General features: G+C 37.3%; 14 protein-coding genes. 5 read left to right on the top strand and 9 right to left on the bottom strand.

The features are described from left to right. Positions 1-256: 256 nt before the first annotated feature. From FLEMA_RS70710 to rpmG, 4 genes are all read right to left on the bottom strand, one after another. Positions 257-730 carry a carboxypeptidase-like regulatory domain-containing protein gene (locus FLEMA_RS70710; RefSeq protein ID WP_052354143.1) on the bottom strand — a complete coding sequence of 158 codons (474 nt, stop codon included), beginning with the start codon at positions 728-730 and terminating at the stop codon, positions 257-259. Positions 731-820: 90 nt separating this feature from the next. Next, positions 821-1792, bottom strand: a complete 972-nt coding sequence (ftsY, locus tag FLEMA_RS70705; RefSeq protein WP_044172142.1) for a signal recognition particle-docking protein FtsY — start codon at positions 1790-1792, stop codon at positions 821-823. A gap of 137 nt (positions 1793-1929) precedes the next feature. Continuing rightward, the gene (locus FLEMA_RS76600) at positions 1930-2079 is read right to left on the bottom strand and encodes a DUF4295 family protein (protein WP_081681339.1); all 150 of its coding nucleotides are present in this window, start codon (positions 2077-2079) and stop codon (positions 1930-1932) included. A gap of 56 nt (positions 2080-2135) precedes the next feature. Further along, positions 2136-2318 carry a 50S ribosomal protein L33 gene (gene rpmG, locus FLEMA_RS0130410; RefSeq protein ID WP_026996357.1) on the bottom strand — a complete coding sequence of 61 codons (183 nt, stop codon included), beginning with the start codon at positions 2316-2318 and terminating at the stop codon, positions 2136-2138. 276 nt (positions 2319-2594) lie between these two features. Here rpmG and FLEMA_RS0130400 point away from each other — a divergent pair, with 276 nt between their 5' ends. The 3 genes from FLEMA_RS0130400 to FLEMA_RS76195 all read left to right on the top strand — a co-directional run bounded on the left by FLEMA_RS0130400 (position 2595) and on the right by FLEMA_RS76195 (position 5020). Next, positions 2595-3809 (top strand): NADH-quinone oxidoreductase subunit D, encoded by a 1215-nt coding sequence (locus FLEMA_RS0130400; protein ID WP_026996356.1) that lies wholly within the window; start codon positions 2595-2597, stop codon positions 3807-3809. Positions 3810-3928: 119 nt separating this feature from the next. Then, positions 3929-4456, top strand: coding sequence for an acyl-CoA thioesterase (locus FLEMA_RS0130390; protein ID WP_026996355.1), 528 nt, complete (start codon positions 3929-3931; stop codon positions 4454-4456). A 42-nt stretch (positions 4457-4498) separates the two neighbouring features. Beyond that, positions 4499-5020 carry a coiled-coil domain-containing protein gene (locus tag FLEMA_RS76195; RefSeq protein ID WP_052354142.1) on the top strand — a complete coding sequence of 174 codons (522 nt, stop codon included), beginning with the start codon at positions 4499-4501 and terminating at the stop codon, positions 5018-5020. Position 5021: 1 nt separating this feature from the next. On the opposite strand, the gene FLEMA_RS70695 is transcribed toward FLEMA_RS76195, so the two are convergent. Then, positions 5022-5528: a hypothetical protein gene (locus tag FLEMA_RS70695; RefSeq protein WP_044172140.1), complete on the bottom strand. Its 507-nt coding sequence runs from the start codon at positions 5526-5528 to the stop codon at positions 5022-5024. 107 nt (positions 5529-5635) lie between these two features. Next, a complete protein-coding gene (locus tag FLEMA_RS70690; RefSeq protein WP_044174858.1) occupies positions 5636-7561 on the bottom strand; it encodes a RecQ family ATP-dependent DNA helicase in 1926 nt (641 codons plus the stop codon). Positions 7562-7720: 159 nt separating this feature from the next. Between FLEMA_RS70690 and FLEMA_RS0130305 the strand changes: the two genes are divergently transcribed. Both FLEMA_RS0130305 and FLEMA_RS0130295 read left to right on the top strand, forming a co-directional pair. Next, positions 7721-9028 (top strand): D-alanyl-D-alanine carboxypeptidase/D-alanyl-D-alanine-endopeptidase, encoded by a 1308-nt coding sequence (locus FLEMA_RS0130305; protein ID WP_026997853.1) that lies wholly within the window; start codon positions 7721-7723, stop codon positions 9026-9028. A gap of 202 nt (positions 9029-9230) precedes the next feature. Continuing rightward, positions 9231-10025 (top strand): alpha/beta hydrolase, encoded by a 795-nt coding sequence (locus FLEMA_RS0130295; RefSeq protein ID WP_026996351.1) that lies wholly within the window; start codon positions 9231-9233, stop codon positions 10023-10025. A gap of 37 nt (positions 10026-10062) precedes the next feature. On the opposite strand, the gene fabG is transcribed toward FLEMA_RS0130295, so the two are convergent. The 3 genes from fabG to FLEMA_RS70675 all read right to left on the bottom strand — a co-directional run bounded on the left by fabG (position 10063) and on the right by FLEMA_RS70675 (position 13639). After that, positions 10063-10800, bottom strand: a complete 738-nt coding sequence (gene fabG, locus FLEMA_RS70685; RefSeq protein WP_044172139.1) for a 3-oxoacyl-[acyl-carrier-protein] reductase — start codon at positions 10798-10800, stop codon at positions 10063-10065. A gap of 97 nt (positions 10801-10897) precedes the next feature. Next, positions 10898-13309, bottom strand: coding sequence for a hypothetical protein (locus FLEMA_RS70680; RefSeq protein WP_044172138.1), 2412 nt, complete (start codon positions 13307-13309; stop codon positions 10898-10900). Between the two features lie 42 nt (positions 13310-13351). Further along, a complete protein-coding gene (locus FLEMA_RS70675) occupies positions 13352-13639 on the bottom strand; it encodes a hypothetical protein (RefSeq protein ID WP_044172136.1) in 288 nt (95 codons plus the stop codon). Between the last annotated feature and the right edge of the window lie 12 nt (positions 13640-13651).

The following is a 13651-nucleotide window of genomic DNA, read 5'->3' as shown; positions in this document are numbered from 1 at the left end:
AAACGTGAGCTATCCTAAATTTAGGGAGTGATTATTTTTGAATATGATTTTCACCAGTAGTGATGCTATGCTTTGATATTTAATATACAAAAGGCGTTCGAAAAACTAATTTCGAACGCCTTTTGCATGAATAGCCCCTAAATTTCTCATTTGAGCAAATGATAAGCCTTTTTAATGTTCACTTAACAGATGGCCTCATGAATCTCTTTCAATATTACATTCGGGATGACTCATGTTTTTGTTGCTTGTTTAGGGTTTAATAAACGGCATTGTAGTTAATTACAAAATCAATATTGGAGGTTGTTCCCGAACTTATTGTTATTGGAAAAATATTTCCTTCACCATCATATTGATTTGCCCAAAGGCCCTTTTCTCCTTCCTTTACTATCAACGAATACTTGCCAGCAGGCAAGCTAATACAGAACTTTCCATCTTTATCTGAAATCACCGATGTAATAAGAGGTGTGGCTACAGCCTTGATAAATCCATTTTCTGTTCTGACTTGTTGTATATTGGTGAGTTCATATACCCGAAGCTCACGAGATACCCCCAAATCCTTAGTGGGCTTTCGGTCGGGCGAGGGCATTCGGTTGCCCGCTTGCCAAGTAATAGTACCACATACTTTTCCCGACGCTAGCCTATCTTTATTGCTAGAATAGGAAGACGACGACACACTTGAACAAGCCCAAACGCTCATACACAAAGCTGCATAAAGAAAATAGTTGCTCATATACCTAAAATAAAAACATCCTAAATAATGTTCAATACATATATTTAGGATGTTAACGAATAAAAAATGAATTGAGTACCTTATATTATGCTATCTTTTAAACAAAGAATTGACAAATTCTTTTTTATTGAAAACCTGTAAATCCTCAATTTTTTCACCTACACCAATATACTTTACAGGAATTTTAAATTGGTCAGAAATACCAATCACAACACCACCCTTGGCAGTACCGTCGAGTTTGGTAATCGCCAAAGCCGTTACATCGGTAGCTTTGGTAAACTCTTGAGCCTGAATGAAGGCATTTTGTCCTGTTGAGCCATCCAATACAAGCAAAACCTCGTGAGGAGCATCGGGCAAAAACTTTTGCATGACACGTTTGATTTTGGACAATTCGTTCATGAGGTTTACCTTGTTGTGCAAACGCCCTGCCGTATCAATAATCACAACATCGGCTTCTTGCTCAACGGCTTGTTTTACGGCATCGTAAGCCACCGAAGCGGGGTCGGTGTTCATTCCGTGGTCAATTACAGGAATACCCACACGCTGTCCCCAAAGCTTGAGTTGGTCAACAGCCGCTGCACGGAACGTATCGCCTGCTCCCAAAATTACTTTATTGCCAGCCTTATGAAACTGCGAGGCCAATTTACCAATAGTGGTAGTTTTACCAACACCATTGACCCCCACCACCATAATAACGTAAGGCTTAATGTCAGATTTTTGGAAAGCATTGGTTATATCTTCCGACTTATTTTGAGCGAGTAGCTCGGCAATTTCTTCCCGAAGTAAAACGTCTAGTTCGTTGGTAGTAACAAATTTGTCTCTAGCAACACGTTCTTCAATACGGCGAATAATTTTAACAGTTGTTTCAACGCCAACATCAGAAGAAATCAAGATTTCTTCTAATTCATCTAATACTTCGTCATCAACTTTTGATTTTCCGACGATAGCTCGACTGAGTTTTGAAAAAAGACCTTCTTTGGTTTTTTCTAATCCTTTGTCGAGAGATTCTTTCTCTTCGGTATTGAGTGTTTCTTTCTTTTTAAAAAAATCGAATAAACCCATTATGTTGTCTTCTTTATTGGTTACTCGTTAAAGCCTGAGTATATAAATATAGGCTTTTAAACAATGTATGGCAAAAGTAAAACAAAAAAAGTCCCGATAAAGGGACTTTTCTTAAAATCTTGCTAAAAGGTTGAATATTAACCTTTGAATACCGCTTGAACTTCATCTTGAAGAATGATTTCTTCTTTGAATGAGTAAGCACCTGTAGATGTTTTTACAGCTTTGATAACTTTAGCGTACTTTACACCACCTTCTTTTTTCAGGGTTGCAACTACTTTCTTTGCCATTGCTTTATAATTAGTTAACGATTATCTGAAAATTGCTCAACAGATAACTGAGTGAATTACTTGATTTCTTTGTGAACAGTTACTTTTTTCAAGAACGGGTTGTATTTTTTCAACTCGATACGAGCGGTAGTGTTCTTACGGTTTTTTGTAGTGATGTAACGAGACATCCCTGGAACGCCTGAAGTCTTTTGCTCAGTGCATTCTAAAATCACTTGGATTCTATTGCCTTTCTTAGCCATTGCGTGTTATGCTTTATGAATTTTCTGAATCTTACAAATAATCTGTACTCGTTTGATTATCAGAAAATTATAAATTACTGATATTGTCTAACGAATAACTCTTTCCCAAACAGGACTGCAAAGGTAGTAAATGTTTGAGTTTTAGACAAATATGTTTTTGAAAAAACTTTTTGAAATAGAGGCTTTTTTTTGAAAATAGGAAAAATCTGATAAAATGGGACAAATTTTGCCCTTATGCCGTTCTATTACTACAATAAAATTTACGAATTTTACAGCATGAAGCAGATTCAATACCAATATCGCCCTGAGAATTTTAAACTTTCAGACCCCAATAAATACGATTCGTCTAAATTGAAGTCGGAAGAGATGATTTTATCGCTTGGCCCTCAGCACCCTTCTACGCATGGTGTTTTGCGAATGGAAGTGATTTCGGATGGCGAATTGATTGTTGATGTTATTCCGCATTTGGGGTATTTACATCGTTGTTTTGAAAAACACGCCGAATCGCTCGCTTTTGGCCAAACTATTCCGTACGTTGACCGACTGGATTATTTGGCGGCTATGAACTCGGAACATGCTTATGTGATGGGGGTCGAAAAAATGCTCGACCTTGAAGGTAAGCTACCCAAGAGGATTGAATACATTAGGGTATTGGTGGCCGAACTCAACCGCCTTGCTTCGCATTTTGTGGCGATTGGTACTTATGGGCTTGATATTGGAGCTTATACGTCTTTCTTGTGGCTCATGCGCGACCGAGAGCATATTCAACGCCTTTTGGAATGGCTTTGTGGGGCTAGAATGCTATATAATTATATTTGGATTGGGGGCTTGTTTTATGATTTGCCAGTAGGATTTGAGGAACGTTGTTTGGAGTTTATCAAATACCTTAAACCCAAAATGGTAGAAATACGCCAACTGATTATCGAAAATAAAATCTTTGTACAGCGTACTGCTAATGTTGGGGTGTTGCCACTCGACTTGGCTATTAACTATGGGTGTACTGGCCCTGTACTGCGTGGCTCAGGGCTAAAGTTTGACCTGCGCCGAGTAGACGGCTATTCGGTATATCCAGAACTGGATTTTGATATCCCTGTTGGAAAAGGAGAAATGGGAACGGTCGGCGACTGCTGGGATCGCAACTTTGTTCGTGTGCTAGAATGTGACGAATCTATCAAAATTATAGAACAATGCTTGGTTCAGCTTCTTAGCGACCACAAGCGTACTCGTGAGTTTGACCCACAGGCTATGTTGCCCAAAAAAGTGCGTCCGCAAGCAATGGATTTATATTTTCGTGCCGAAAACCCCAAAGGTGAACTTGGATTTTTCTTTAGAACCGACGGCCGCTCGGATATACCTTTGAGGGTGAAAGCTAGGGCGTGTTCGTTTCACAACCTTTCGGTTGTTCCTGAAATGAGTAGGGGAGCTATGCTAGCCGACCTCGTAGCTATTATTGGTTCGGTAGATTTGGTAATGGGCGAGGTGGATAGATAACCAGAAGGCGATACAATCTCTCAACTTTTGTACATTGCTAACTTATTATTGGTAAAGCATTTTTTAGACTAATCGGTGGAATAGCCTTTTGGTTCTTTGGACATTTAATCAACAATATCATGTTTCATTTAGACCCTAATAAAACTTACCCTAAAAAATTACATTCTAAGTCATTAATTCGTTTTCAGGATTGTGACCCCTTGAAGCATTTGAACAATGCCAAATATTTCGACTATTTCTTCAATGCTCGTGAAGATCAAGTAGCTGAAATATATCAGTTTGATTATAACGACTATTTTGAACATAATCAAACCTCGTGGGTAGTTTATAATCATCAAATAGGCTATGTGAGTTCGGCCAAGGTGAGTGAATGGGTCACTATTATTTCTTCAACGATTTATTATAATGAAGATACCCTAGTAACAGAATATGTTATGACCGACGAACATAAACAGGTATTAAAGGCTGTTTTGTGGACAACCTCCAAATATATTGATGTGCGTACGGGTAGAAAAACGCCACATCCACCAGAAGTGATGAACTTTTTCGACACTGTGTGTGTGGATGGTATCGACTTTGAACATACCTCTTTCAATGGAAGAATCAAGGTAATCAAGCAAGAATTGAAGGACGGTACTTTTATTTAATCTCGCAACTATCATTATTCAACCTCCAGCTTACGCTACTTTATGAAAACAATTGCTCTTTTCTCTTTTTTCGTACTTATTTCTTGGGGAGGGTTTTCTCAGGACAAGCTCAAATCGCTTACTACCGAACGACAGCTGTTGTACAACGAGTACCTAGCTTCAGAAAGCCAATCGTCGGGTTTGTTTGGAAACAGAACCAAAGACGACATGCAGACTTCTATAGAAGCATTGAAGCAGATTATGGAAAAAGATAACCAAATTTTGGACGAGCTTAAAAACCTCCAAGAGCAATCAAAAGCTGATTTTACAGAAAAATACAATGATTTGATTCAGCAAAATAATGATTTGACCCAGAAAAACAGGGAGTTGATAGAGCTGACAGAAAGACATAAAGGGTGGTCGAAAGAAAACCATACTATTCTAGAAAATGTAGAGCAAGAACATACACTCGCTATTTCTATTGCGGCTGTTTTGGGCTTTTTATTTTTATTATACCTTATCAAATACTTTGGTTTGAAAAGCCAATACAAAGAGTTGCAACGTAAAATCAAAGGTGAGATATAGCCTAAAAGAGTTTTTTCCAGCCGTACCGAATGGCTACTAACACAATAATAAAGCCTATTATAATATACTGAAACGGAATGTAGGTAACAGCATATAAGCGGAGCCTATCAACAAACCAGAGTATTCCGATAAGAGCAGTAATGATGGTCATAAAACCAGAAAGACGCTCAAGTTGTGGCACGTATTCAAAGGGCATTTTCCATTTGATAAGTACCAATGTAATAGCCATGGTAATAATGGGTAATGCCTGAATGATAAGGTCGAGTTTCCAGATACTTTGGCGTTCAAATAAAAATAGATATACATTGAGGGTTACAGCAAAAATCCCAGGAATACAAGCCAAATAGGCTAGTACAGCATAGGTGTATCGTGCCAAAGATTGTTGTGGGTGAATTTGGGGATCTTGCCAGATATTCACTAAAAAAGTAGCCAATGGAATAGCCAAAAGGAATAGTAATAACCCGTTGGGGTTTGTAGAGATAGCTTGAAATATTTGTTCGAGTGTCATTTAGGCAGATGTTTACAATATCAAAAATAGTACAATGGTGTTTTGTCAAGTTATGGGTATTCAGGATTGTATATTGCTTTTTTAATAGATAAATAATTGTGTGATACTTACAAATGAAGGCTGATTTCGCCTGTTGGGGCGTATAACAGAACTTCATCTTCAATCATTTCACGGATAATTTCTTGAAATTGTGCGTTATGGTTGGGTTGCATAATTTTGGAGAGTAAATCTAACGACATCGCTCCGTTGGCCAATAAGGCTTTAATCTTTTCTTTGGTTTGTATTTTTACCTGAATACTATGCTCGGCCGTAGTTTCTTCTCGCTTTTTTCTGATACAAATATCACAAATACCACAATTTTTATCGGTATGTTCATCAAAATATTCGAGCAATAGCTGTGTTCTACAACGTTTGGTATGTTCAATATAAGCCCGAACAGCCTTTGCTTTCTGTAGGTCGTAAACCTTTCGATGCTCGATTTCGTGGATTTGTAATGGCAATGTTTTGGCATCGTATCTGCCCGTTAAGAAGGTTAACTGAGGCTTATTTTTTTGTTTGTCATATTGCAAAATCTCAAATCTTTCGAGCTGGCCTAGCATTTGTTCTATCTCGGGCAAGGGTGCCGAAAAGGCTTTGGAAATAGTTGCTTCCGAAATTGTCAAATATCCAGTAAAAAGCTCGCCTCCATACATTCGTAGAAGCAATTTGATAAAACTATCGTATTTGGGGTTTTTGAGTTGAAAATCATACAACTGCCTATTATCGACCGAAATACTGATTTTGGAGGCATGATGAATAGCTTCTGATAGAGCAATAAATCCTTGATTTTCAAGAATTTTTAAAGCAAAGTAAGTGTCTGTTGGAGGTAAATCAAAACGATGCTGAAACGCAACAAGGTCTAAATCGTAACTGGCCAATTCGCCACTACCTACAGCCAATTGATAATAATTGCCCAGACATTGATACACACGCCTAACCAATTCGATAGGCGGATAATTTTGTAAAACGTTTTTTTCAAGGCTAGCTATATCATTTTGGTTGTAGAGTACAGTAGCAAAAGCCTTTTGGGTATCTCGCCCTGCACGTCCTGCTTCTTGGTAATATGCCTCTAAGGTTTCGGGTAAGTCCAAATGTACAACCAATCGTACATCAGGCTTGTCGATACCCATACCAAAGGCATTAGTTGCTACCATTACTCGCACCTCATTTTTTATCCACATTTCTTGTCGTTTGCTTCGTTCGGGTGTAGACAACCCCGCATGGTAAAAAGTAGCCGCAATACCCGCTCTTTGTAATAGGTTTGCTATTTCTTGGGTTTTACGTCTATTTCGTACATATACAATGGCAGTACCTTGTACTTTTTGTAGCATACCGAGTAGACGACGCTCTTTATCTTCTTCTTGTAAAGTAGAGTATGATAGATTTTCACGTGCAAAACTCTGTTGAAAAACTTGCGTATTTTGCATTTCAAGTTTTTCGATAATATCTGCTTTTACTTCTTTGGTAGCCGTAGCCGTTACCGCAATCATTGGTACGGGTTTGACAAGCTCACGAAATGCAGCAATTTGTAAGTACGGAGGTCTGAAATCATAACCCCATTGCGAAATACAGTGAGCTTCGTCGATAGCCAAAAGGTTAATTTTCATGAGTTTAGCTCGTTCCAAAAAAAGCTTGGTTTGTAATCTTTCGGGCGAAATATAGAGGAATTTTACTTGTCCATAAATACAATTATCAAGGGCTATATCTATTTGGTTGGGGTGCATACCCGAATAAATCGCAATAGCCGAAATGCCTCGACGTTTCAGCTGCTCTACTTGGTCTTGCATCAGGGCAATCAGTGGGGTCACTACCAAGCAGATACCCTCTTGGGCCATAGCAGGCACTTGAAAGCAAATCGACTTACCGCCTCCTGTTGGTAGCAAAGCCAAGGTGTCGTTGCCCGCTAATACCGAGGTAATAATATCTTCTTGTAAAGGGCGAAAGGTGTCGTAGCCCCAATATTGTTTTAATATACGATGAATTATATTTTGCATAAATTGAACTTCGTGAGAAAACCCCAAAACTTGAGCAAATGTATCCTTATCAGATACAATTGTCAAGATATATTAAAGAACAGCTCTTTTTATTTATATTAGTATTTGAAATACAGTTATGAGCTTATATTTTGACATACCCACACTCGTTTAAAACAGATGATGAAGTTTTCCTCAATGTTATTGGTTGTTTTAACCACTATATCGTTATTGTCGTGCCAGTCCAATCGGCTAACTTCCAAGAAGTTAAATCGCTTAGTTCAGCAATCAACCATATTTTCCCAAAATCATACGGGTTTTGCTTTGTACGACCTCGCTGAACACAAAGTACTGGCCGAATACAATGCCAATCGTTATTTTCAGCCAGCCTCTAATACCAAATTGTATACCTATTATGTAAGCCAAAAAACATTGGGCGATTCTATTCCTGCTTTGCAGTATGTTCGCTCTGGCGATTCTTTGATTGTATGGGGTACTGGTGACCCTTCGTTCCTGAATCCAGATTTGACTAAATCGAAGGTATTAGATTTTTTGAAGGATGCTCCCGAAACAATCTATTTTTCAAATGATAATTTTACAAGCCAATTTTATGGCCCAGGATGGGCTTGGGACGACTACAATGATTACTATGCTACCGAAATTAGTGCATTTCCTATTCATGGAAATATCGTAAGATTTAAAGGCGATGTTAATAATTCTTTACGAATAGAGCCTCGTTTTTTTGCTGATAAAACCTATAATTGGTCGCATGGCAATTCATTTAGTGTTCAACGCGATTTAACGGGCAATTTGTTTAGCTATCCAGCAGGCAAAAGTATTAAGCCTAATTACGAGCAAGATATTCCCTTCAAAACATCGCCAGAGCTAACAGTAACATTGCTCAAAGATATTTTACAAAAAGAGGTGGTTTTGATTAATAAAGCCTTGCCCAACAATACCAAAACATTGTACAGCTTGCCAGCCGATAGCCTGTACACCCGAATGCTTCATGTAAGCGACAATATGATAGCCGAGCAGTTGATGGTTCTTACCTCGCATATATTGGCGGGCGAACTCAACGTAAAAACGGGTATTGCTAAGGCAAAAAGTCAATATTTGCAGGAACTTCCCGATGCTCCTAGCTGGGTAGATGGCTCAGGGTTGTCGAGGTATAATTTATTTACGCCAAGAGATATGATTTATTTGTTGGGTAAAATCTATGAAGATGTACCTCAGGCCAAACTGTTTAAGATATTGCCTGCCGCTGGCAAATCGGGGACTATTAAAAACATCATGAAAACCGACGAAGCGTTTATTTTTGCTAAATCGGGGTCGTTTAGCAACAACTATAATTTAAGTGGCTATATTTTGACCCGAAAAGGTAAGGTGTTATCTTTCAGCTTGATGAATAATAATTTTGTAAAATCAATGTCTGAAATCAGAAAAGAGGTTTCCCAATTATTGACAACAATTCATGAAAAATGGTAGTGGTTCATAGAAGCTGTTTAAACTTGATTGTATTGAGAAATAAAAGGTGCTTGGTTTAAAGTTTAACACAGATTTAGTGTTAAAGTTAATAATATGACTAGTTCTTGATTGACGATTCCAATTAGCAGGTGGATTTATTTACCCATGACGAAAAAGTTTAAACAGCTTCAATGAAAAAAGCTAAAAACCCATACTAACTACTATGAAACAATTGACTTTTTTTGCCAGTTTTTTGTTGTTTGCTACCAAGCTACTGGCACAAGAAACCCTTTATTTTAATCCTATTTATATTCCTTTTGCCGATACTACCCATGTCTTTACGCCAAAAGAATACGCCCGTAGCACCAGCAAGCATTATCCTGTAGTGTATTTGTTGCATGAGCAAGGTGGTACATTCAAGCAATGGAATAGTATTATTAGTGTACAAAAATACGCTGATGCTTATGGGTTTATTATTGTTTGTCCCGATGGCTTTGACGACTCGTGGTATATCAATAGCCCTCGAAAAGCTACCATGAAGTTTGAAGATTTCTTTTTTAAAGATTTGTACCCTGCTATCAAAGAAAAGTACAGGGTAGAATCTGACCAAGTATTTATTACTGGTATAGGTATGGGCGGTTTTGGGGCGATGAACTTATTCCTCAAAAAACCCGATTTATTCCGCTCGGTAGGAAGCTGTTCGGGGATTTTAGACCTACAAAATGAAGTGGATAATACCCGATTAAGGACATTGTTGGGCAATACCGATTTTGAAACGCTCAGAAATTTATCGATTATTTATAATATTGATAAAATAGCCGCTGCTCAGCGAGAAATCATTTTTGACTGTGGAACAGATGGCCCTCAATATGAAAACAATAATTTTTTTAAGAAACGCTGCGACGAGCTTAGGGTAAAAGCTACTTATATCTCACAACCAGGGAAACACGACCGAAGCTACTGGCAGAAGTCGATACGTTGGCACTTTGATTTTTTTAAGAGGCTAGCAAAAGAATAAATTTTTGGTGCGGGAATAATAGCCCGCACTAAAAATACTAGGAAGCCTGCCCGCCATTTACGCCAAGTACTTGTCCATTGACAAAGCCTGCTTCGTCCGAGGCCAAAAACAAATAGGCATTGGCAATATCTTTGGGTTCGCCCATGCGTTTTAGGGGAATTTGGTTAATCATTTGTTGTTTTACTTCGTTGGGCATAGCGTCGGTCATTTCGGTTTTGATAAAGCCCGGTGCTACAGCGTTGGAGGTAATACCGTTTTTGGCCAACTCTTTTGCCCATGTTTTTACCATACCTATCACACCTGCTTTGGTGGCCACATAGTTGGTTTGTCCAAAATTACCGTGAACTCCCACTATCGACGATGTACAGATAATACGCCCATACTGATTTTGAATCATATACGGAACTACCGCTTTGGTACAGTTAAATACACCCGTTAGGTTAACGTCAATAACCTGTTGCCATTCAAGGTGCGACATTTTTACTAGCGTTTTGTCGCGTGTAATACCAGCATTGTTAATAAGTATATCGATGTGTCCGTACTGGTCAAAAACCGCTTTGCTTGCTAGCTCAATAGCGGGAACGTCGGTAGTACTAACATTCATAAATTGACAAGAGAATCCCTCATTTTGAAGATTTTTGGCCGTTTCTTGACCAGCATCTAGCACATCCCAGATAATTACAGTAGCTCCTTCTCGACAAAATAACTCGGCAGCAGCTTTGCCGATACCTCGGGCTGCACCCGTAATAATCGCAACTTTATGGTGTAATCTCATGCGTTTGATTGGTTGAATATTTGGAGGGAAGTTACAAAGCATTATTGAACTTTGTCAAGATTTTGTAGAATTATTGTTTTTTGCTAAAAATCTTCTTTTAGTTGTTAATGTTTGTTTTTGCCCAATTTTCAAAGAAATAACTCAATTTTATCAAAAAATAGCGAGGCAAATAATTATAACTCGTAACAATTTGACTATTGTTGTCGAGTATTATTTTAGTATCGGCCTTGGTATTCAATACATTCTTTACAGTAAATGAAACTTTGAGTACATCATTTTTGAGGAAATATCGCTGAAGTTCTGAATCGAAAAATGTACTTTGTATCTGTCCAAATAAGGTTCTGATATTATTATCAAAGTACCAATTCTGGAAAGGAGATAAATTGCTATTAAGCGACAACGTAACAAGGTTGTTGTGCTGATGAGCAATCCAGTTGGACTGTACTTGAAGCGTTGATTTCAACGTATTGTTTTTGTTAATCCTGTAGTTGGCTTGAATATTATTGAAAAGTAGTTGAGCATTCACAGCAGCATAGTGGTTGTTGAGCAAGGTTTGGTTATTTTGCTGGGTAAAACTGCCAAATAAAGAAAATGAAAGATTGTTAGTAGAATGAAGTTGAAAAAGCGAGTAATTAATCGAAAAATCATCTACTGGTTTCGTGCTGTTGATACGTTTGTAAGCTTGTATCCAATTATTAATCAAAGTGTTATCTATGATATAGTTATCAAAGGTTCGCTTTGAAATATTTAAGTTAAGAAGATAGTTTTCGTAGAAAGAATATGTAAAAAAGGCTGATAGACTTTTTTCTGTATAGGGGGTAATGGCAATATTGCCGTACCTGATATTTTCAGTACGACTACTATCTGGAATTTCGCCAATACTTTCCCATGAAGGTAAAATCGTTTTGATTTGATAGCGTAAATACAGCCGACTCTTGTTGTTGATTTTGAAGTTTAATTTACTCAGAAAATTAACCGATTGAGTAGATATATTATTTCGTAAATCAATGTTTTGTTTTCTATTACTACTATAATTTAACATACTCAAACCATTCACAAAACTCCATTTTCGTTGTTGATATAACGAATATAGCCCTACTTCATTTTTTTGGTTTGTCAAACCAAAAAGGTTATCCCAAGATGCGTTGTTGTTACTGAGGTATCGTAACTGCTGGGTACTATTAACGCTTTCTACTAAATGATTCAATTTAGTTTCAATGAGCAATTTTCTTGATATAGGAAGGCTTTGGATATACTCAAAGTTGATGATATTATGGTTGACAGATTCTGTAATATTCTGGCTTTTAGTACTGGTATTGGTATTAATTTCATTAAAAAACTGTGTGTATTCTCTCGGAAATGTATTTTTTATTGTGACAAAAAATGTACTATTAGTTCCTTTCTTTTTTCCTTGAATACCTAGTGTACCCTGAAAATTATGGGAGAAGACACTTTCATTTCCACTTCGATGAGTTTGTACTTCATTGATATTTTGGTTATCGTTTATTCTCGAAACTCTATTGATAATATCTTGCGTATCGTTATTGTCATAAATAATTTGTTGCGAAAATCTAAAAGATGATTTTGGGCTTATTTGTAACTTTCCGTTGATATTAAACTGGAGATTATCTTTTTGATACACACTGCTATTATTGGTTCTGAGGTACTGAACATTGTTTTCCCAGAAAGTGTTTTTGGATTGACTGACTTCAATATTTTGATTGGTTCGACTCAATAAGAGAAACGCATTGATTTCATTTTGTTTTTGTGTGTAGGTATAATTAAATCCTCCGTCGAATGTAGTCCTGATACCACTGCTGTTGTTTTGTAGTTTTTGTAAATTTTCAGAGGTCTGCCCATTTTCATTGTCGTACAAACCCATAATGGTATTGTTATTAGTTTGGTTTCTGACCATACCATTTACTAAACGCTCAATATCTTTGGTGTCAAGTCCTTGTTCATTGAGGTTATTAGCATTCAAGAAAAAGTTTGCATAACTGTGCGTTCCTAATCTATTGTATTTTGCTTTTGCAATATTCCTTTGTTCAGTGCCTAGTCCCCACGAAATATCACCAAATCCACCTTTTTTCCTATCTTCTTTTAATTTCAAATTGACGGTTTTTTCAACTGTTCCAAATTCATTGATTCGTTCTATGATTTCGATCTGCTGAATCATATTGGCCTTTAGGCTATTCAAGGTAATGATAGGGACTCCACCAAATATACGTTTCCCATCAACAGTTAGTTGATTAATTGTACTGCCAAAAATTGAAACGTTACCATTCTCTATATATAACCCTGGAATTTGATTGAATATATCCGAAGCATCAGAATGGGGTTTGGTAGCCAAATCGTTTGTTCTGATAATTACAGTATCGCCCGACACTACAATGCGTTTTCTTTTTCCTTTTACCCAAACAGGGTCTAATTCAATGATTTTGTCAGCATAAATTTGGGCTATTCCGTCGAGCGAAATAAAAAATAGGGTAAAAATAAAAAGGTACTTCATGTAAGTTTTGTTGGGTTATATAAATTCTGTATGGTACTTATTTTACACTTCTTCGCACCAAACGATTATTATTGTCGGCTGTGCATGTACACACGAACTATACCAATGACCTACTACTTCACCTGTAGATTTGTCTGTAATTACACCGCTGTAACCACAAACAAGATTTAGCCCACTAACTGTAGGGGCTTCAAAAAAACTAGATAACTGCCAATCATTAGCAGAAAGCCCTTCATACACTAAATTTGAATTTGGTGTAGAAACCTCGTTTGCGAAAGCTCCTAAACTTGAAGCTATAATAAATAAAAATATAGAGACTATCTTTTTCATAAAATTTAAAGT

Source organism: Flectobacillus major DSM 103 (genome assembly GCF_000427405.1).
In the GTDB taxonomy this organism is placed as follows: Bacteria; Bacteroidota; Bacteroidia; order Cytophagales; family Spirosomataceae; genus Flectobacillus; species Flectobacillus major.
This window is presented reverse-complemented; position numbering and strand designations above follow the sequence as displayed.